The sequence below is a fragment of the Erythrobacter sp. NE805 genome, from assembly GCF_046452355.1.
GTDB lineage: Bacteria > Pseudomonadota > Alphaproteobacteria > Sphingomonadales > Sphingomonadaceae > Erythrobacter.
Window position 1 is genome coordinate 49,642 of the sequence record NZ_JBKFDI010000006.1, and the last position, 19,695, is coordinate 69,336.

At 70.8% G+C, this 19,695-nt stretch carries 17 protein-coding genes and 2 tRNA genes; 13 read left to right on the forward strand and 6 right to left on the reverse strand.

The genetic code is table 11. From position 1 onward, the window contains the following. Positions 1–142 precede the first annotated feature (142 nt). Positions 143–1,453 carry an NAD(P)/FAD-dependent oxidoreductase gene (locus ACLBKU_RS17195; protein ID WP_410180825.1) on the forward strand — a complete coding sequence of 437 codons (1,311 nt, stop codon included), beginning with the start codon at positions 143–145 and terminating at the stop codon, positions 1,451–1,453. A 214-nt stretch (positions 1,454–1,667) separates the two neighbouring features. On the opposite strand, the gene ACLBKU_RS17200 is transcribed toward ACLBKU_RS17195, so the two are convergent. From ACLBKU_RS17200 to ACLBKU_RS17215, 4 genes are read right to left on the reverse strand one after another with little or no spacing between them, the layout of a single operon-like run. Next, positions 1,668–2,054: a hypothetical protein gene (locus tag ACLBKU_RS17200; protein ID WP_410180796.1), complete on the reverse strand. Its 387-nt coding sequence runs from the start codon at positions 2,052–2,054 to the stop codon at positions 1,668–1,670. 23 nt (positions 2,055–2,077) lie between these two features. Then, a complete protein-coding gene (locus tag ACLBKU_RS17205) occupies positions 2,078–2,539 on the reverse strand; it encodes a GFA family protein (RefSeq protein WP_410180797.1) in 462 nt (153 codons plus the stop codon). 43 nt (positions 2,540–2,582) lie between these two features. Further along, positions 2,583–2,924 carry a hypothetical protein gene (locus ACLBKU_RS17210; RefSeq protein WP_410180798.1) on the reverse strand — a complete coding sequence of 114 codons (342 nt, stop codon included), beginning with the start codon at positions 2,922–2,924 and terminating at the stop codon, positions 2,583–2,585. A gap of 26 nt (positions 2,925–2,950) precedes the next feature. Then, on the reverse strand, positions 2,951–3,412 hold the full coding sequence (locus ACLBKU_RS17215; protein ID WP_068862764.1) for an Lrp/AsnC family transcriptional regulator: 462 nt from the start codon (positions 3,410–3,412) through the stop codon (positions 2,951–2,953). A 197-nt stretch (positions 3,413–3,609) separates the two neighbouring features. Here ACLBKU_RS17215 and ACLBKU_RS17220 point away from each other — a divergent pair, with 197 nt between their 5' ends. From ACLBKU_RS17220 to ACLBKU_RS17235, 4 genes are all read left to right on the forward strand, one after another. After that, on the forward strand, positions 3,610–5,433 hold the full coding sequence (locus tag ACLBKU_RS17220; RefSeq protein ID WP_410180799.1) for a histidine kinase dimerization/phospho-acceptor domain-containing protein: 1,824 nt from the start codon (positions 3,610–3,612) through the stop codon (positions 5,431–5,433). Positions 5,434–5,469: 36 nt separating this feature from the next. Beyond that, positions 5,470–6,471, forward strand: coding sequence for a polysaccharide deacetylase family protein (locus ACLBKU_RS17225; RefSeq protein WP_410180800.1), 1,002 nt, complete (start codon positions 5,470–5,472; stop codon positions 6,469–6,471). 94 nt (positions 6,472–6,565) lie between these two features. Further along, positions 6,566–6,638 (forward strand) — tRNA-Ile (locus ACLBKU_RS17230). Between the two features lie 34 nt (positions 6,639–6,672). Continuing rightward, positions 6,673–6,749 (forward strand) — tRNA-Pro (locus tag ACLBKU_RS17235). A 356-nt stretch (positions 6,750–7,105) separates the two neighbouring features. On the opposite strand, the gene ACLBKU_RS17240 is transcribed toward ACLBKU_RS17235, so the two are convergent. Next, positions 7,106–8,476, reverse strand: coding sequence for an L-serine ammonia-lyase (locus ACLBKU_RS17240; protein WP_410180801.1), 1,371 nt, complete (start codon positions 8,474–8,476; stop codon positions 7,106–7,108). Between the two features lie 224 nt (positions 8,477–8,700). On the opposite strand from ACLBKU_RS17240, the gene ACLBKU_RS17245 reads away from it, so the two are divergent. Genes ACLBKU_RS17245 through ACLBKU_RS17260 form a run of 4 tightly spaced genes read left to right on the forward strand, consistent with a single transcriptional unit; the run spans position 8,701 to position 12,493 of the window. Then, the gene (locus tag ACLBKU_RS17245; protein ID WP_410180802.1) at positions 8,701–9,720 is read left to right on the forward strand and encodes an ester cyclase; all 1,020 of its coding nucleotides are present in this window, start codon (positions 8,701–8,703) and stop codon (positions 9,718–9,720) included. Continuing rightward, the gene (locus tag ACLBKU_RS17250) at positions 9,717–10,697 is read left to right on the forward strand and encodes a cupin domain-containing protein (protein WP_410180803.1); all 981 of its coding nucleotides are present in this window, start codon (positions 9,717–9,719) and stop codon (positions 10,695–10,697) included. The genes ACLBKU_RS17245 and ACLBKU_RS17250 overlap by 4 nt, the downstream gene beginning before the upstream one ends. A gap of 3 nt (positions 10,698–10,700) precedes the next feature. Beyond that, the gene (locus ACLBKU_RS17255; RefSeq protein ID WP_410180804.1) at positions 10,701–11,426 is read left to right on the forward strand and encodes an SDR family NAD(P)-dependent oxidoreductase; all 726 of its coding nucleotides are present in this window, start codon (positions 10,701–10,703) and stop codon (positions 11,424–11,426) included. Positions 11,427–11,437: 11 nt separating this feature from the next. Then, a complete protein-coding gene (locus ACLBKU_RS17260) occupies positions 11,438–12,493 on the forward strand; it encodes an ester cyclase (protein WP_410180826.1) in 1,056 nt (351 codons plus the stop codon). 84 nt (positions 12,494–12,577) lie between these two features. On the opposite strand, the gene ACLBKU_RS17265 is transcribed toward ACLBKU_RS17260, so the two are convergent. Then, positions 12,578–15,232, reverse strand: a complete 2,655-nt coding sequence (locus tag ACLBKU_RS17265) for a TonB-dependent receptor (protein ID WP_410180805.1) — start codon at positions 15,230–15,232, stop codon at positions 12,578–12,580. Between the two features lie 260 nt (positions 15,233–15,492). Between ACLBKU_RS17265 and hisD the strand changes: the two genes are divergently transcribed. The 4 genes from hisD to ACLBKU_RS17285 are packed head-to-tail and all read left to right on the forward strand — an operon-like array spanning position 15,493 to position 19,693. Continuing rightward, positions 15,493–16,782, forward strand: a complete 1,290-nt coding sequence (hisD, locus tag ACLBKU_RS17270) for a histidinol dehydrogenase (protein WP_410180806.1) — start codon at positions 15,493–15,495, stop codon at positions 16,780–16,782. Continuing rightward, entirely contained in the window at positions 16,760–17,800 is a 1,041-nt protein-coding gene (locus tag ACLBKU_RS17275) for a LacI family DNA-binding transcriptional regulator (RefSeq protein ID WP_410180807.1), read from the forward strand. The genes hisD and ACLBKU_RS17275 overlap by 23 nt, the downstream gene beginning before the upstream one ends. Beyond that, positions 17,797–18,534 carry an alpha/beta fold hydrolase gene (locus ACLBKU_RS17280; RefSeq protein ID WP_410180808.1) on the forward strand — a complete coding sequence of 246 codons (738 nt, stop codon included), beginning with the start codon at positions 17,797–17,799 and terminating at the stop codon, positions 18,532–18,534. The genes ACLBKU_RS17275 and ACLBKU_RS17280 overlap by 4 nt, the downstream gene beginning before the upstream one ends. A gap of 4 nt (positions 18,535–18,538) precedes the next feature. Then, positions 18,539–19,693, forward strand: coding sequence for a cobalamin-independent methionine synthase II family protein (locus ACLBKU_RS17285; protein WP_410180809.1), 1,155 nt, complete (start codon positions 18,539–18,541; stop codon positions 19,691–19,693). Positions 19,694–19,695 lie beyond the last annotated feature (2 nt).

Below are 19,695 nucleotides of genomic sequence, written 5' to 3' on the forward strand. Positions count from 1 at the left end.
GAGCGCGCCACGCAAACTTCCGTGTCCTTCGAGGGCACAAAAGCTGCTATGGCTCGTTGCCGTGAATGTGAACCAGCATGTCACCCTCGAGCCCGCCGCGGTTGCCGCCGCCAGCGCCCTGCCATCGCGCGGCTCCCGCACGATCGGGCGCAAGACCCAGATCGTCGTCGTCGGTGGCGGCGCGGGAGGCCTCGAACTGGTGCGCCGGCTGGGCGCCAAGTACGGGCGGCGCAGGCACGACATCATCCTCGTCGACAAGAACCTCAGCCACATCTGGAAGCCGCTGCTGCACGAGGTCGCGGCCGGATCATTGGACGCGAACCTTGACGAGGTCGGCTACCGCGGGCACTGCTTCCGCTGGGGCTACCGCTTCTTCCAGGGCAGCCTCGACGGGATCGACCGCGCGGCCAAGACCATCAGCCTCGCGCCCGTGCACGACGAGGACGGCAGCGAACTGATCGCGGGCCACACGATCCGCTACGACATCCTCGCGCTCGCGCTCGGCTCGGTCTCGAACGACTTCGGGGTGCCGGGCGTCAAGGAGCACTGCCTCTACCTCGACAGCCGCGAACAGGCCGACCGCTTCCGCACCCGCCTCCTCAACCACTGCCTGCGGGTCAGCCGGGCGATGATGAAGGACCCGACCGCCAACGAGCAGGTCCGCGTCGCGATCGTCGGCGGCGGGGCGACGGGGGTGGAACTCGCCGCCGAGCTTTATAATGCCGCAGGGGCCCTCAGGCACTACGGGCTCGAGGTGTTCGACGAGAGCCGGATGCACGTGACCCTGCTCGAGGCCGGTCCGCGCATCCTCCCCGCCCTCCCCGACAAGCTCGCCGCCGCCGCCAAGCACGAGCTCGAGGTGCTCGGGGTCAACGTCCGGCCCGGCGTGCAGGTGGTCGAGGCGCGGCCGCGCCAGCTCGTCACGAAGACGGGCGAGGTGATCGAGGCCGACCTCATTGTCTGGGCCGCCGGGGTCAAGGGCGCGGAGTTCCTCTCGGGGCTGGGGCTCGAGACCAACAGCCGCAACCAGATCCTCGTCACCGACACGCTCCAGACGAGCGTCGACCCCGCGATCTACGCGCTCGGCGACTGCGCGAGCTACACCCCGCCGGGCGAGGACCGCCCGGTCCCGCCCCGCGCCCAGGCCGCGCACCAGATGGCCGAGACGGTCTTCGCCAACATCGTGCGGATGCAGCAGGGCCGCGACCTCACGCACTTCGTCTACCGAGACAAGGGTTCGCTGGTCTCGCTCTCGCGCTTCTCGACCGTGGGGAGCCTCATGGGGAACCTCATCGGCGGGAGCATGGCGATCGAGGGGCGGCTGGCGCGGTTCATCTACACCTCGCTCTACCGCCTGCACCTGATCGGCATCCACGGCTGGGTGAAGGCGACCTTCCTGATGGCGGTCGGCCGGGTGAACCGCATCGTGCGGCCCCGATTGAAGCTGCACTGAGGCGCGGGCGAAGTTGACGCTGTCAACTTCGTCCAATCGACAAATCATTTGTCAGCAATCACTTATCGCCGAAACAAAGTTGACACTCTGCGCGCCTGCGATTTTTTCGCCTGCACACGCGGTGCGCCTTCACGATGCAAAAGAGCGGTTCGACGGCATAATCCCGCGCCCTCGCGTAGGAAAGCGCCGGGGGCAGCGCAGGCCGACCTTTCGGTCAGAAGTCGATCTTGACCCGCACCTCGGCGCCGTCGGCATCGAAGCCGCCGACGGGGGTCTTGGCGAGGTTGGCCTTAGCCTCGGCATTCTCGGAGAGCTTGAGCCGCGCGCGCGGGATGGCGCTGGCGAAGCCGTCGTCGACGGGGCCGACCTGCGGGCCGAGGCGCGGCGCATTGGCGGTCGCGGTGCAGACCACGATCTCCTCCGGCTGGAACGGATCGGGCGCGTCCTCTGGGCATTCTTCCGCCGGAGGCGGCGGGGCGAGGCGGGTGAGGTCGATCACCAGCGTCCCGTCGGGGCGCTCGGCATAGGGAGAGGCGGCAGGCGCAGCGGCGTCGGCGGCGGGTGCGGCGGGCGGCGGCGGAGGCGGCGGCTCATCGATCACGGCGGCACCCCTTCCCTCGCGGCTCAGTCGAAGCTCAGCCCCTGCGCCATCGCCTCGGCGATCACCTCGGGACCCGTCTTCATCGGGCTTTGCTGAAGGATATCATACCAGTCGGGCTTCTCGTCGACGAAAATCTGCTGCTCGATCCCGAAGCCCTTCGGCAGGTCGAAGAGCCCGGCGAGGAAGGTGCGGCTCCCGGTTGGCAGGAAGCGGTACCACAGGTTGCTCCCGCAGGTTCCGCAGAACGCCCGCTCGGCCCAGTCGCTCGAGCGGTAGGCGGTGACCGAGTCCTCGCCCTCGACGGTGACGCTCTCGCCCTTGACGCCCGCGAAGAAGGCCCCGCCCCAGCGCTGGCACATGGCGCAGTGGCAGATGTCGACATGCGCCTCCATCGCCGCGACGGTGATCGTCACCGCGCCGCACAGGCAGCGGCCCGTGACCGGCTCGGCAAGTCTAGGCGGCTCGGTGTTCGGCGACTGGCTCATGACAGGCTCCCGCTGCGGCATTTCCGGATCGCCGGCAAGAGTGCTATCCCGCCGCGCTTCTTGCAACCGCGGAAGCGATGCAGGCCGAGGCGCGCTCGGCGATCGCCTCTGGCTTGTCGCTCGCCATCACCGCGGCGCGCTCCTTGTTGATGAGGTCGGCGCGTTCGCCCTTGCCTTCAGGGATGGCGTAAGCGTTGTGATGCCAGCCGAGCGCGAGGCCGGCCTGGGCAAGCATCGCGGCGTCGGCTGCGACGCGGCCTTCGGCGGCGAGATAGGTGTAGGCGCTGATGTCCACCGCGCAGGCGAGGTGTTCCTCGCTCGACATCGCATCGAAGCGCTCGGGCCCGCCCGCTCCTGCCGAGCACCCCGCCACCCCCGCCATCACGGAGAGCAGTCCCGCGAGCCGCGCCCTCAGAGGGGAACCCCCGGCTCCTGCTTGGCGGTGCGGATCGTGAGCGAGGTCTTCACGCTCTCGACATTGGGCGCGGGCGTGAGCTTGCCGGTCAGGAACTCCTGGAAGCTCTGCAGGTCCTTGCTGACGATCTTCAGGATGAAGTCGATCTCGCCGTTGAGCATGTGGCACTCGCGCACCTCGGGGAGCGCGCGCATGTGCTCCTCGAACTCGCGCAAGCTGCTCTCGGCCTGGCTCTTGAGGCTGACCATCGCAAAGACGGTGATCGCGAAGCCGAGCTTCGAGGGGTCGAGATCGGCATGGTAGCCGCGGATCACCCCGTCCTCCTCGAGGCCGCGCACCCGGCGCAGGCACGGCGGCGCAGTCAGGCCGACGCGCTGGGCGAGTTCGACATTGGTGACGCGGCCCTCCGCCTGCAGTTCCGCGAGCAGGCGGCGGTCGATATCGTCGAGATTGGCCACGTGGCTGAAACTCCTCTCGCGAGCGGCCCCGTCCGGCCGGGGCGGCGCGCGTGCAACATGATCCCAAGAAACAAGCAGCGCGCCGGACGGCTCGCCAGGCTAATATTATTAGGTCTGCCAGCAATTGTCCCGCTTTGCAACGCGCCATTTGCGTCAGACTGTGACAATTGCAAGAGCCTGATAAGACACGGAGCTTGGTGCGGGTTATCATCCGATCACCGCAGCCCCGCCGATTCGCGCGCGCGCTTCGCGCCAAGGGAGATTTTCCGCTGTTCTTCGACGATCGCCTTGCCACCGTGCTGCGCCAGCGCGCCACCGGCGAGGCGAACCTGCGCACCCAGTTCCGGCAGCTGCTCGACCTGCTCGGCAGGGACCGCGCGCAGGGGACGGGGAGCGATGCGAGCCTCATCGCGGCGGCGTGGCTGCGGATGGAGGCGCTCGCCGACGCGATCCCCGCCGCGACCCGCGCGCGGCTGATCCGCGAGCCGGGCTGGCGGTTCCGCAACCCCGATCTCGCCGCGCATTTCGCCGATCACGAGCCCGAGGTCGCCGCCGCCGCACTCGCCCGCGCCGACCTCGCGGTGGAGGACTGGAACGCGCTGATCCCGCGCCTGCCGGTGCGCGCGCGCGGCTTCCTGCGCCTGCGCCGCGACCTGCCGCTCGATGTCGAGGCGCTGCTGACCCGGCTCGGGGTCCACGATCGCGGGCTGCCGCCCCCCGCCGAGGCGCCCCGCTCCGAGGCGCCCCGCTCGGAGCCCGCAGCGCCCCCGCCTGCGGACCCGCCCGCCCCGATCCCGCTGCGCCGCGTCCCCGCCCCCGCCGCCTCGGCGCCCGTCCCGCCGCGCAGCGCCGACGAGACCGGGCGCACCGAGATCTCCGCGCTCGTCGAGCGCATCGCCCAGTTCCGGCGCGAGCGCGGCGAGAGCCCGGCCGATCTCGAGCGCTCGCCCCGCCTGCCGCTCGGCGAGGTGGCCGAGCGCCCGGCGCGCGCGCTGTCGGGATTCGGCTTCGCCGCCGACACCGCGGGCCGCATCGCCTGGGCCGCGGCCGAGGTCGCGCCGATGGTGATCGGCACGCGGCTCTTCGTCGCCTCGGCCGCCGGGAGCGATGACCCGCTCGCCCGCGCCTTCGCCCGCCGCCAGCCGATCGCGCGCGGCGCCGTCCGCCTCGAGGGCGCGCCGGCGATCTCCGGGGAGTGGATCGTCGATGCCGAGCCGCGCTTCTCCGAGGAAGGCCATTTCGCGGGCTATGTCGGGCGCTTCCGCCGTCCCGCGGACGCCGCCGTCGGAGCAGCGGGCGGCGCGGCGCGCGAGGCCGACCGGATCCGCCAGCTCCTCCACGAGCTGCGCACCCCCGTCACCGCGGTGCAGGGCTATGCCGAGGTGATCCAGCAGCAGCTGTTCGGCCCCGCCCCGCACGAATACCGCGCGCTCGCCGCCGCGATCGCTGCCGATGCCGCGCGCATCCTCGCGGGCTTCGAGGAGCTCGACCGGCTGGCGCGGCTCGAGACCGGGGCGCTGGCGATCGCGCCGGGCGAGAGCGACCTCGCCGCGCTGGTGCGCCGCACCGCCGTGCAACTCGACGCGGTGCTGGGGGGCCAGCAGGCGGGCCTCGCCCTTGCTCTCGGCGAGGCACCGAGCCTCATCGTCGCGATCGACGCCGAGGATGCCGAGGCGCTGGTCTGGCGCCTGCTCGCGAGCCTCGCGGCGGCCTGCGCCCCGGGCGAGCGGATCGCGGTCGCACTCGACCCGCTGATCGGCGGCAGCGGGCGCGCGGTGGTGCGGCTGCGCGCGGCGCTCCCGGCGCGGCTCGCGGCCGAGGAGAACCTCTTCGCCGCCACCATCAGGCCTGCACAGGGCACGATCAACGCCGGCCTGTTCGGCACCGGCTTCGCGCTGCGCCTCGCCCGGGCCGAGGCGCGCGCCGCGGGGGGCGACCTCAGGCGCAGCGACAGGGCGCTGGAGTTGACCCTGCCGCTGCTCGGCGATAGCCCGGTGCTGCCCGGCGCCCTTGGCGGATAGCGCCGAGACGCGGGCGCCGGGGAACTCTGGGGGATCATGATCGCCAATTCGATGCTGGATGTGCCGCCCCCCGGGCGCCGCGCGGGCTTTGCCCCCGCCTTCGGCCAGCGCGTGCTGCTGACGGTCGACACCGAGGAGGAATTCGACTGGCGCGGGCCCTTCCGGCGCGAGGGCCACGGCCTCAGCCACGTCGCCGCAATCCCGCGCTTCCAGGCCTTCTGCGAGGGGCTCGGCGTCGTGCCCGTCTACCTCGTCGACTGGCCGGTGGTGCACGAGCCCCGCGCGGTCGAGATCATCCGCGACGCCATCGGCCGCGGCAGGGCCGAGGTCGGCATCCAGCTCCACCCCTGGGTCAATCCCCCTTTCGAGGAGGAGGTGACGATGGCCAACTCCTTCGCCGGGAACCTGCCCCGCGCGCTCGAGGCGGCCAAGTTCGGGGCGCTGCACGGCGCGATCTGCGCGGCCTTCGGCACGGCGCCGCTGGTCTACCGCGCCGGACGCTACGGGCTCGGGCCCCACACCGCCGAACTGCTGACCCGCCACGGCATCCGCATCGACACCTCGGTGCGGCCGCTGTTCGACTACAGCCCGCAAGGCGGCCCCGACTATATCGGCCACCCGCTCGACCCCTATTGGGCGGACGAGGACCGCACGCTGCTCGAACTGCCCGTGACGAGCGTGCACGCCGGGGCGCTCAGCGCGCTCGGCCGCCGGCTGCGCCGCCCCGCGGCGCGGCTGCCGCGTGCGCTCGGGGCGCTGTCGCGGCTCGGGCTGCTCGAGCGCATCCCGCTGACCCCGGAGGGCGTCTCGATCGGCGAGGCGCTGCGCGGCGTGGACATCGCCGTGGCGAGCGGGCTGCCGGTGCTGGTGCTCTCGCTCCACAGCCCCTCGCTCGCCCCCGGCCACACCCCCTATGCCGCCACCCCGGCGGCGGTCGACGGCCTCTATGCCTGGCTCGCGGCGGTCTATGCCCGCCTCGCCGAGCAGGGGGTGCGCCCCTGCACCATCGCCGAGGTCATCGCCGCGACCGGCGGGTGAGCCCCCCGGGAACGGCGAAGCGAACGCGCTTGCCCCGTCCCGCCCTGCGGAGTAGGGGCTGGCAATCGCCTGCCCTCCGGCGCCCGCACCCAAGGGGCCTGTAGCTCAGCGGTTAGAGCTGGCCGCTCATAACGGCTAGGTCGCGGGTTCGAATCCTGCCGGGCCCACCGGGCGGGCGCGGAGGGGCGGAACGAGAAGCGTCGGGGAGTAGCGCAGCCTGGTAGCGCATCTGCTTTGGGAGCAGAGGGTCGCAGGTTCGAATCCTGTCTCCCCGACCATTCGTCCCCGTCCATGCCCCCGCCTCCGGCCGCGCGCCCCGATCACCCCTCGCGCGCGTTAGCGTTTCGAATGGAGGCAGCGCGATTCCGCTGTGTCCTCAAGGGCCGGTTGAGGACACCTCAGCGTGACACTCGACAAGGTCTTCGCGCGCAACCCGTCGAACACGGGATTTCCGGCGTGACCTCGGCGGCGGCAAGGCTCTCGGGCAGCTGGTTGCGGCGCTCTTGGAGGTCGGCCTTGACGCGCATCGCCTCGATCGGCTGGCGGTCACGCTTCGGGGCGCGGACGACGAAGTCGGCAGTTCATCCCGGGCCTGCCAAGGGCTCGACACGAACGGGGATGGTGCTCGACCCGCTCAGCAGGCGGCGACGTTCACCGCCAGCCCGCCGAGGCTCGTCTCCTTGTATTTCGAGGACATGTCGATCCCGGTCTGGCGCATCGTCTCGATCACCTGGTCGAGCGAGACCTTGGGCACCTCGTGGCTGTGCAGCGCGAGCCGCGCGGCGTTGACCGCCTTGACCGCGCCGATCGCGTTGCGCTCGATACAGGGGATCTGGACCAGCCCGCCGACCGGATCGCAGGTGAGGCCGAGGTTGTGCTCCATCCCGATCTCGGCCGCCGCCGCGACCTGCTGGGGGGTGCCGCCCCACACCGCCGCGAGGCCCGCCGCCGCCATCGAGCAGGCGACGCCCACTTCGCCCTGACAGCCCATCTCCGCCCCCGAGATCGAGGCGCGCTGCTTGTAGAGGAGCCCGATGCCCCCCGCCGTCAGCAGGAAGCGCCGCGCCTGTTCGGCGGCCTGCTCGCCCTCGCTGCAGTATTGCCGCAGCACCGCCGGGATGATCCCCGCCGCGCCGTTGGTGGGCGCGGTGACGACGCGGCCCCCGGCAGCGTTCTCCTCGTTCACCGCCATCGCGAAGAGGTTCAATCGGTCGAGCAGCACCTCGGTCTCGTTGGCGGGCGCGGCGAGGAGCTTGCGCCACAGCTCGGGCGCGCGGCGGCGCACCTGGAGGCCGCCGGGCAGGTGCCCCTCCTGCGCGAGGCCCCGCGCGATGCAGGCGAGCATCGCGGCGACCAGCCGGTCGATCCCCGCGAGGGTCTCGGCCTCGGGCCGCCACGCGCCCTCGTTGGCGAGCACCAGCGCGGCGATGTCGGTGCCGTGCGCCTCGCACAGCGCGAGCAGCTCGGCACCCGAAGCGAAAGGATGGACCGCGCGCACCGGGCTCGCGACCAGGTCGTCGGCCTTGGGCGTCGCCAACTGGCGGGCCGAGGCGATGAAGCCGCCCCCGGTCGAATACCAGGTCTCGTCGGCGATCACGATATCGCCCTCGCCCCATGCCCTGAGGCGCATCCCGTTGGGGTGAAGCTCGGGCACGATATCGCAGGCGAGCACGATGTCGCGGGCGCGCTCGAAGGGAACCGCGTGCTGCCCCAACAGCGCGATCGTCCCGCCGCCCGCCGCGGCGAGCAGGCCCGGCACCGCGTCGGGGTCGACCGCCTCGGGATCGAGGCCGAGGAGGCCGAGCACGCAGGCATCGACCGAGCCGTGGCCGACCCCGGTCAGCGCGAGCGAGCCCTGGAGCTCGATCGCCACCCGGCGCACCTGCGCGAGCTTGCCCCCGTCGGCGAGAGCGACCACAAAGCGCCGAGCGATGCGCATCGGCCCGACGGTGTGCGAACTCGACGGCCCGATGCCGATGCGGAACAGCTGGAGGATGGAGAGCATGGGGCGGCCCGATGAATGCGAATGCAAGGAAGCGCCGTCACACCGGCACGCCCTGTGACCCTAGGCGCAAAGCGGCCGCCCCTCAAGCCGCTGCGTTTTCCCGAGGTTGATCCTTGCGAAAGCCGGGCCGCGGCGGCAGCGGCAAATTGCAGAAGCCGCGGGATTTCCATTGACTGCGAATGCAAAACAGGCCTTATTCGTGAGGGTTTGAAGGAGGGATGATCGTGGCAGCTCACAGCATCGACGGCGACGCCGCCAAGCAGGCGGTCGATGCGGGGCTGCGCCGCCTCGCCGCCGCCCCGCCCGCCGCGCGCGCCACCGTGGCGGCGGAGGTCTTCGCGCCCGGCTGCCGCTTCCACGTTGCGCATCCCTTCAACGACTTCGCAGGGCTGAGCGAGGCCCTCGCGGGATTCTTCGACCCGCTGCTCGCGAGCCTCGACCATGCCGGCCGCACCCACGCGATCGTCGCGACCGACCTGTTCGAGGGTGCGCGGCTCGTCGCGGTGATGGGCCACTACCACGGCACCCTCACCCGCGACCTCGTCGGCATCCCCGCGCATCACAAGCCGGTGTGGATCCGCTTCGGCGAGATTCACCGCATCGAGGACGGGCGCATCGCCGAGAGCTGGATGCTGCCCGATATGCTCGATCTGATCCGCCAGGTCGGGCTCTGGCCGCTCGCCCCGAGCCTCGGCGCCGAGCACCAGTGGCCCACGCCCGGCGGCAACGCCCGCGCGCTCTCGCCGACGGACCATGACGCGGGCCATGCCAACCTCGCGCTGGTGCGGGCGATGCACGCGGCGCTCGGCACCTTCGACGGCAAGAGCCTCGAGAGCATGGACCTCGCGCCCTACTGGACCGAGGATTTCGCCTGGTACGGCCCCGCCGGGATCGGCACCGCCTTCGGCCTCGACGGCTTCCGCAGCGTCCACCAGATCCCCTTCCTCACCGCCTTTCCCGACCGCCAGGGCGGCCAGCACATCGGGCGCATCGGCGACGGGGAGTTCGTCGTCACCGGCGGCTGGCCGAGCGTCACCGCGACCCACACCGGAAACGGCTTCTGCGGCATGCCCGCGACCGGGCGCCGGGTGGGCATGCGGGTGATGGACTTCTACCGCTGCGAGGGGGGGCTCATCGCCGAGAACTGGGTGCCGCTCGACATCACCCACCTGCTGCTCCAGATGGGCTACGACATCTTCGCCCGGCTCGCCCATCTCGGCGGCAATCCGCGGACCAGCCTGTGACGAGCGCCCTCCCCTCGATCGCGAGCCGGATCGTGCGCTATGCCGATCTCGTGCCCTGCCGAGACGCTTTCATCGACACCCGCTCGCCAGGGTCGGACCGGAAAGAGAACTTCACGATCATCGGGCCCGGGGTGGCCGAGAACCCCAACCAGCACGTGCACATTTCCGAGCCCCACGGCTTCAACATCGGCGGCGCGCGCCAGCCGCCGCGCTGCCTCAACTCGCAGCATAGCCACGAGACGGTCGAGGTGTTCTACGTCCACTCGGGCCGCTGGCGCTTCATGACCGGCGAGCGCGGGACCGACGGCGAGGTGTTCATGGGGCCGGGCGACCTCATCTCGATCCCGACGCGGCTGTTCCGCGGCTTCGAGAACGTCGGCACGGAGGAGGGCTTCCTGTGGGCGGTGCTCGGCGGGGACGATGCCGGGCACGTGCTGTGGGCGCCCTATGTCTTCGACATGGCGCGCGACTACGGCCTCGTGCTGCTCGAGGACGGGATGCTGATCGACACCGCGAAGGGCGAGGCGGTGCCCGCGGGCGCGCGGCCCATGCCCGAGACCACGCCGGCGCAGGTCGCGGCGCTGACCCGCGCGGATTCGGCAGCGCTGGCGAAGTGCGTGATCCCCGCCGACACGCCCTGCCCTGCGGCGCTCCATCCGGCCACCCCCGGCGTGACCGAGCGCTGGCTGATCGGCCCCGCGCCGATCGACTGGGCGCATGGTTTCACCCTCGCCGAGGTGACGCTCGCCGAGGGTGCGGCGCTCGCCCGGCACCGGCTCGAGGTGCCCGACGTGTGGTTCGTGGCTGAGGGCGCGGTCGAGGTCGCCATCGGCGACGAGACTGCGCTGTGCGGCCCCGGCGACACGATCACCGTGCCGGTCGGCATGACGCGCGGCCTCGCCAACCGCGGGAGCGGCGCGGCCAAGGTGGTGCAGGTGCGCGGGGGCGACGCGCTTCCGGCGCTCCTGCCGGCCTGAGCGATGACCGGGGTGCTTGAGGGCAAGCGCGCGCTGGTCACCGGCGCGAGCAAGGGCCTCGGCCGCGCGATCGCCCGAGCCCTCGCCGCCGAGGGTGCCCATATCAGCGGCGTCGCCCGCCCCTCGCCCGAACTCGACAGCCTCGCCGGGGAACTCGGCCCGGACTTCGAGCCGTGGCCCCATGACGTCACCGGCGAGGCGGTGCTCGCCGCGATCGACGCCGCGCCGCCCTTCGACATCCTCGTCAACAACGCCGGGACCAACCGCCCCCAGCCCTTCGCCGAAGTCGAGGACGAGGCGCTCGACCTCATGCTGGGTCTCAACGTCCGGGCGCCTTTCCGCATCGCCCGCGCGGTCGCCCGCAGGATGGAGCGCGGCGCGGCGATCATCCACATGACGAGCCAGATGGGCCATGTCGGCTCGCCGAACCGCACGGTCTACTGCATGACCAAGCACGCGCTCGAGGGGCTCTCCAAGGCGATGGCGGTCGAGCTCGCTCCCGCCGGGATCCGGGTCAATTGCGTCGCCCCGACCTTCGTGAAGACGCCGCTCACCGAGACGATGTTCGCCGACCCCGCCTTCGCCGCCTTCGTCGAGCGGATGATCCCGATGCGCGAACTCGCCACGGCCGAGCAGGTCGCCGCGGCGGTGGTCTGGCTCGCCTCGCCCGCCGCCGGCATGATAACGGGGCACAGCCTGCTGATCGACGGCGGCTGGACCGCGCAATAGGAGACCCCGTGATGCCGCCCCCCGTGATGCGCGTCGCCACCACCGACATTACCGAGATGATGAACCCCGGCCCCGAGCGGCGCATGGACCTGCCGGGCTTCGACCCCGAGTTCGTCGACTTCCCCCACTACATCATCCGCATCACCGAGCGCATCTGGCACGACCGCGAGGTCGAGCTGTGCTTGAAGTGGTACTCCGAGGACTGCGCGATCCATACGCTCGCGGGGCCGATCACCGGGGCGCAGACCGTCGTCGACAACACCTGGGCGACCCTCGCGGCCTTCCCCGACCGGCGCCTCGACGGGGACAACGTGATCTGGTCCGACGAGGGGGACGGCAGCTTCCTCTCCTCGCACCTCATCACCTCGAAGATGACCAACCTCGGCGACAGCGACTTCGGCCCGGCAACCGGCGAGAAGGTGCTGGTGCGGACCATCGCCGACTGCTTGTGCCGCGACAACCGCATCGTCGAGGAATGGCTGGTGCGCGACAATCTCGCGCTGGTCGAACAGCTCGGCTTCGATGCGCAGGAGGTCGCCGCGCGGCAGGCCGCCCGCGATGCCGAGAAGGGCAGGCCGCTCACCGAAGTGCTCGCGCCCTATCATGCCGAGGCGCTCGCGGGCGCCGATGCCGCGCCGCAGAGCGAGGCGCAGCGGATCGCCACCGACCTGCTGCGCGCCCGCTGGCAGGCGGGCGACGCGGCCCGCGCCGCCGCGCTCTCGGACTTCCGCTGCAATGCCTGGATGCCGGGCGGGCGCTTCCTCTATGGTCCCGACCAGCTCGCCGAATGGTCCGCCCCGATCCGCGCCGCCTTCGGCCCGCGCGCGCGGCTCAGGATCGAGCACATCGCCGAGGTGCCCTACCTCGGCGAGGCGCGCGACGTCGCGGTGCGCTGGTCGCTCGCCGGCTGGCACGAGGGCGACGGACGCTACGGCGCGCCGACGGGGGCGCCGCTGCTCGTCATGGCGGTCAGCCACTTCCGGGTGATCGAGGGCCGGGCCCGCGAGGAAGTCACGGTCTGGGACGACATCGCCGTGCTGCGCCAGATCGTGGGAGCCGTTCGCTAGGTTTCAGTCCCGCGCCGACGGCAGGCAAAGCAAAAGGGGCGGGAGTGATCTCCCGCCCCTTTCCTTTTGACCTGAATGGTGGCCTCAGAACCGCACGCTCAGCAGCGCGCCCCACTGGCGCGGCGGCGCGTAGCTCGCCTGGAGCGCCCCGCCCCCGCCCCACACGAAGCGGTTGATGGTCCGCTCGTCGGTGACGTTGTTGACGAAGGCCTGCACCGAGATGTTCTCGCTCGGCGCATAGGTCAGGCGCAGGTCGAGCTTCTGGAAGGATTCCTGCCGCTCGAGGATCGAGTTGAACGGCTGGCCGAAGAAGCTCGACGAGAAGTTCATGATCGCAAACGGCGTCAGCTTGCCGAGGCTGCCGAGGTCGATCTCGTAGCTCGCGAAGACCGCGCCGGTCCATTGCGGCGAGTGCGGGATGCGGTTGCCGCTGATGTCGCAGCCGAAGGCCGCCGCCGCCTGGCCGGTGCCGCCGGTGCCGGGGATGAGGCCGCAGCTGTAGCCCGGCGCGAACACCCGGCGCTGACCGGCCGCGGCGATCTGCACGCCGTTGACGATGGTCGGCGCGGTCACGCTCGCATCGTTGACGAGGATGCTGGTGCCGAACGGCGCGGGGACCTGATCGTACTCGGTGTACTTGGCGTTGAGGTAAGCGAGGTTCGCCCCGATCTCGAGCCCCGGCACCGGGCGCCACAGCGCCTCGGCCTCGGCACCATAGGCGCGCGCCTTGCCGCTGTTCTCGATGATCGACAGCGTGGTCGAGCCCTGCGGCACCTGGCGCTGTTCCTGGAGCGAGTTGTAGCGGTTGTAGAAGGCCGAGAGGTTGAGCTGGACGGTGTCGCCCGCGAAGCGGTTCTTCGAGCCCACTTCGTAGGCGGTCACCTCTTCGGGATCGAAGGTGGGTTGGAGCGCGGCGGGGCCCTGGCCCGAGTTGAACCCGCCCGAGCGGAAGCCGGTCGAGACGCTCGCGTAGAGCAGGTTGTCGGGGGTCACGTCGTAATCGACCGCGAGGCGCCAGGTCGCCTTGCGGAACTTGGCGGTGTCGTAGGTCGCGCCGGTCAGCACCGTGGTGTTGGCGGCGAGGCACTGGAAGCCCGCGCGCGGCGGCGGGAAGCTGGTGTAGGTGCAGTTGGTCTGCGCGCCCTTGACCCCGAAGGCGCTCGCCGGGACCGGGCCGGTCGCGAGCGTGATCGCGCTGCCCTGCGGCACCGGGGGCGTGCCCGACGTGGGCAGGATCGCGTTGGCGTTGGCGAAGGCGAAGTCCTTGGTGTCCTCGGTCCAGCGCAGGCCGCCGGTCACGCGCAGGCCGTCGGCGAGCTCGTAGGTCGCCTGGCCGTAGAAGGCGATGCTCTCGGTCGTCGCGCGCTGCTCGTCGTAGAAGCCCGCGCCGTTCTGCGCGAGGTTGAGGTTGGGCGTCACGTTGCGGATGATGCGCGGGAGCTGCTGGTTGATGAACACGCCGCGCAGTTCGTCGTGGAAGTAGTAGGCACCCAGCACCCACTGGAGCCGGCTGGTGCTGTCGCTCGAGAGCAGCTGGAGCTCCTGGCTGAAGGTCTTGGCCTCGGTGTTCTGGTAGTCGATCGCGATCTGGTTGCCCGAGAAGTCCGAGTCCGAGGTGCGGACCGCGCCGAAATCGGTGTAGCCGGTGATCGAGCGCAGCGTGACGCCGCCGAAGTCATAGGCAAGGTTGGCGGTCAGCGCGGTGTTCTCGAGGTCGAGGATGGTCGGCTGGTCGGTGTCGATCCGGTAGCCGTCGCCCGGCGCGAAGATCGGGATGCCGAGGTCGCTCGTCGCTACGCTGCTGCCGGGAAGCGCGTCGTTCACCCCGTCGCGGTTGCCGCCGCGGGTGTTGAGGTTGCGCACCGGGGTCGCATTGTAAAGCTGCTGGCGCGAGCCGACATCGAAATAGCTGCCGATGATCTTGTAGCCGAAGGCCGAGCCCCCGGCCCCGCCGCGCGAGGCGTGCTCGACCTTGATCGCGGCCGAGAACCGGTCGTTGGGCTCCCACAGCAGCGTGCCGCGGATGAACTCGCTCTTGTCGTCGAAGAGGTTGTTGCCGAGCGGGTTGACGTTCTCCACCCAGCCGTCCGAACGCTCGAAGGAGCCCGCGACGCGCACCGCGAGGGTGTCGCTGACAGGCAGGTTGACGAAGGCATCGGTGCGGAAGCGCCCGTACTGGCCGACCGTCACGTCGAGCCCGGCGAGGGTCTCGCCGAGCTTGGGCTGGGCGGTGGTGATGGCGATGTTGCCGCCGAAGGTATTGCGCCCGTAGAGCGTGCCCTGCGGACCGCGCTGGACTTCGAGCCGCTCGATGTCGACGAAGCCCTGCGTCGCCTGCGCGGCGCGCGACTGGTAGACGCCGTCGATGAAGAAGCCGATCGTGGTGTCGCCGTTCACGCCGACGTTCTCGGTGCGCACGCCGCGGATCGAGGGCCGCGCGTCCTGGCCCGAACGGCCGAAGGTGAAGCCCGGGACGAGACCTTCGAGGCGGCCGATGTCGGTGGTGCCGCGCGCGAGGATCTGCTCGCCGGTGAAGGCCGAGACCGAGATCGGCACGTCCTGGAGGTTTTCCTCGCGCCGCTGCGAGGTGACGATGATCTCGCCGATGCCCTGATCGACGGTGGCATCTGCTGCTGCTTCGGCGCCCGCGGCGCTGTCCTGCGCGGCGGCGGGCACCGCGATGCCGAGCGCGATGGTGCTGACGCCGATGGCGAAGGCGGATTTGAACTGACCGGCCATGTGGTTTCCCCTGAGTTTGCTTTGCCGGCGAGCAGGAATGCGCGTTTTGACTTCGGATGCAACATGAATCGTGCTGGCCAGTGCATCTTGACGCACATCAATTGTCAGATGTTGCACAAATGCCAACAGTTCGTGGCAATTTCTGCTCGCGAGTGCACCAGAGCCGCCATGCTTGCTCTTGCATCCGAAGTCACAAGCACATAGGCTTAAGCGCAATCGGGGACAGGGCCGCTGCCCGTCCCGCGCACGGAGAGAGCGACATGGCACGTTACCTCAAGACCGGCATCACCGAGGATGCCGCCGCCGAAGCCGATGCGCAGGTCCGCGCCACGGTCGAGACCATCATCGCCGACATTAAGGCCCGCGGCGACGCGGCGATGCGCGAATGGTCCGAGAAGTTTGACGGCTGGAACCCGGCCGATTTCCGCCTCTCGCAGGCCGAGATCGACGCCGCCTATGCCGCGCTCGACCCGCAGGTGATCGAGGACATCCGCTTCGCCCAGGCGCAGGTGCGCAATTTCGCGCAGATCCAGCGCGACGCGCTGAAGGACGTCGAGGTCGAGACCCTGCCCGGCGTGGTGCTCGGCCACCGCAACATCCCGGTCAATTCGGTCGGCTGCTACGTCCCCGGCGGCAAGTATCCGCTGGTCGCCTCGGCGCATATGAGCGTCGTCACCGCCAAGGTGGCGGGCGTCAAGCGCATCGTCTCGGTCGCCCCGCCCTACCAGGGCCAGCCAAACCCGGCGATCGTCGTCGCGATGCACATGGCGGGCGCCGACGAGATCTACTGCGTCGGCGGGGTGCAGGCGGTCGCGGCGATGGCGCTCGGCACCGAGACCATCGCCGGCGTCGACATGATCGTCGGCCCGGGCAACGCCTATGTCGCCGAGGCCAAGCGCCAGCTGTTCGGGAAGATCGGGATCGACCTTCTCGCCGGCCCGACCGAGACGCTGGTGATCGCCGACGAGACGGTCGACGGCGAGCTGTGCGCCGCCGACCTCCTCGGTCAGGCCGAGCACGGGCCGAACTCGCCCGCGGTGCTGCTCACCAACTCGGAAAAGCTCGCCCGCGACACCATGGCCGAGATCGAGCGCCAGCTCACCATCCTCCCGACCGCGCCGATCGCCGCCAAGGCCTGGGCGGACTACGGCCAGGTGATCGTCGCCGACAGCTACGAGGAGATGGTCGCAATCGCCGACCGGATCGCCTCCGAGCACGTCCAGGTGATGACCCGCGATCCCGACTACTTCCTCGAGCACATGACCAATTACGGCGCGCTGTTCCTCGGCGAGCGCACCAATGTCTCCTACGGCGACAAGGTGATCGGCACCAACCACACCCTCCCCACCCGCGGCAACGCCCGCTTCACCGGGGGGCTGTGGGTTGGCAAGTTCATCAAGACGTGTACCTATCAGCGCGTGCTGACCGATGCGGCGAGCGCGATGGTGGGGGAATATTGCTCGCGCCTGTGCGCCATCGAGGGCTTTGCCGGTCACAAGGAACAGGCGGACATCCGGGTGAGGCGCTATGCCAAAGAAGAAGCTGCCTGAGGCGGCACCGACGGGCGCGGGGGCCCAGGGCGCCACGTCCTACGACGTCGCCGAGCTCGCCGGGGTCTCGCAATCGGCGGTCAGCCGCGCGTTCCGCAAGGGTGCCTCGATCGCGCCCAAGACGCGCGAGAAGATCATGCGCGCGGCGAGCCAGCTCGGCTACCAGCCCAACGCCTTCGCACGCGGGCTGATCACCCGGCGCACCAATCTCGTCGCGGTGGTGATCTCGAACCTCACCAACCTCTACTACCCCGAGGTGCTCGCCGAGCTGACGCAGCGCCTCTCCGAGGCCGGGCATCGGGTGCTGCTGTTCAGCCTCTCCTCGGAGAGCGAGGTCGACGCGGTGCTCGGGCTGATCTGGCCCTACCGCGTCGACGGGGCGATCGTCGCGGCACGGCTCAAGGACGAGCAGATCCGCCAGTTCAACGACCGCGGCGTGCCGATCATCCTCTACAACCGCGTCGGCGAGGCCGAGCCCGCCGCGAGCGTGTGCTGCGACAGCGCGGCGGGGACCCGCGAGCTGGTCCGCCAGCTGCTCGCCGCCGGGCACCGCCGCTTCGGCATCATCGCCGGACCCGAGGACAGCTATGTCGGCGAGGAGCGCCTCGAATCCGCCCGCCGGCACCTCGCCGCGGCCGACATCGAGCCCTTCCTTTACCGCGGCGGCTTCGACTACCGCTCGGGCGAAGAAGGCCTGCGCGCCTTGATGGAGGCCTCGGGCGGGGCGCTCGACGCGGTGATCTGCACCAACGACGCAATGGCGATGGGCGCGATCGACTGCGCGCGCGCGACCTACGACCTCGCGATCCCCGAACGGCTCTCGATCGTGGGCTTCGATGGCGTCGGCCCGGCGACCTGGGGCGGCTACCAGCTCACCACCATCCGCCAGCCGGTGCGGCGCATGGCGCAGGCCGCGGTCGACATGCTGATCGAGCGGATCGAGCAGCCCGGCATGATCCCCGAGCAGCGCCTGTTCGGCGGTGAATTCCTCCCCGGCCGCTCGGCAAGGCTCGGATGAGCGAGCGCCCCCTCCCGCTGCTGATCCCCGGCAACATGTGCGACGCGCGGCTGTGGACGGGGGAGGTCCGGGAGAGCCTCGCGTCGGCGACCGGACGCGCGCCGGTCGATGCTGACACGACGCAGGACGAGACCGTCGCCGCGATGGCCGCGCGCGCACTCGCAGCGACGCAAGGCCCGCTCCTCGCGGTCGGCTTCTCGATGGGCGCGATCGTCGCGGTCGAGATGGCGGTGCAGGCCCCCGAGCGCATCGCGGGCCTCGTCCTCATCGGCTACAACGCGACCGCCGACCTGCCCGAGCGGGCCGCGCACCGCCCCGCCCAGCAGGCCGAGGTGCGAGCAGGCGGCCTCGAGCGGGTGCTCGTCGAGGAGCTGAAGCCCAACTACCTCGCCGCCGCCAACCGCGGCAACCTGCCCCTCCTCGCCCTGCTGCGCGACATGGGAATGGCGCTCGGCCCCGATGTCTTCATCCGCCAGTCCGAGGCGCTGCGACGGCGCGAGGACCGGCGCGGCGCGCTCGCCCGCCTCGGCTGCCCCGTGCTGCTGATGGCGGGCGCGGAGGACGCGCTCTGCCCGCCCGAGTGGCACCGCCGCTGGCAGGGGCTGGTCCCCGATGCGCAGCTCCATATCGAGCCTGCCGGCCACATGCTCCCGCTCGAGGCGCCCGGCGCGCTCGCCGAGCGGCTGACCACGTGGCTCGCCGCGACACACGCCCTTCACGAGAGGACCGCCTGACCCCATGCCCGACCACATCCTGACCACCCATGTGGGCTCGCTCCCCCGCTCCGCGGCCGTGACCGACCTCGTCTTCGCGCAGGAACGCGGCGAGGCCATCGACCAGGCGCAGTTCGACGCGGTGATCGGCGCGGCGGTCGACGAGGTGGTGCGCCGCCAGGTCGAGGCCGGGATCGACCTCGTCTCGGACGGCGAGATGTCGAAGATCAGCTACGCGACCTACATCAAGGACCGCATCACCGGCTTCGACGGCGACAGCCCGCGCACTCCCCCTGCGGACCTCGAGATGTTCCCGAGCTTCCTCGAGCGGCAGGCCAAGGGCGGCGGCACCCCCACCTACCGGCGTCCCAAGTGCGTCGGCCCCATCGCAGTCAAGTCGATGGCACCGCTCGAGGCCGATCTCGCGCACATGGCCGCCGCTATTGCCAAGCACACCCCGGTCGGCGGCTTCATGAATTCCGCCTCCCCCGGCGTCATCGCGCTGTTCCAGCCGAACGAGCACTACCCCTCGCAGGACGCCTATCTCGAGGCGCTCGCCGAGGCGATGCGGCCCGAATACGAGGCGATCGTCGCCGCCGGCCTGATCCTCCAGCTCGACAGCCCGGACCTCGGGCTCGGGCGGCACATGATGTACAAGGACCGCTCCGACGAGGAATACCTCAGGCTCATCGGCGGCCATGTCGAGGCGCTCAATCACGCCTTGCGCAACGTCCCCGCCGACCGCGTGCGGATGCACGTGTGCTGGGGCAACTATGAGGGCCCGCATTGCTGCGATGTCGAGATGGGGGTGATCCTCCCCACCCTGATGCAGGCCAAGCCCGCCGGGCTCCTGTTCGAGACCAGCAACCCCCGCCACCAGGCCGACTGGACCTGTTTCGTCGAGCAGGCGCACCTCATCCCCGAGGACAAGGTCCTGATCCCCGGCGTGATCGACAGCACCACCAACTTCATCGAGCACCCCCGCGTCGTCGCCGAACGGATCGAGCGCTATGCGAACATCATCGGCCGCGAGCGGGTGATCGCGGGGACCGACTGCGGCTTCTCGACCTTCGCGGGCTTCGGGGTGGTCGACCCCGAGATCGTCTGGGCCAAGCTCGCGACCCTCGCCGAGGGCGCGGCGCTCGCCAGCGAGCGCCTGTGGCGCGGGGCGGCGGCCTGAGC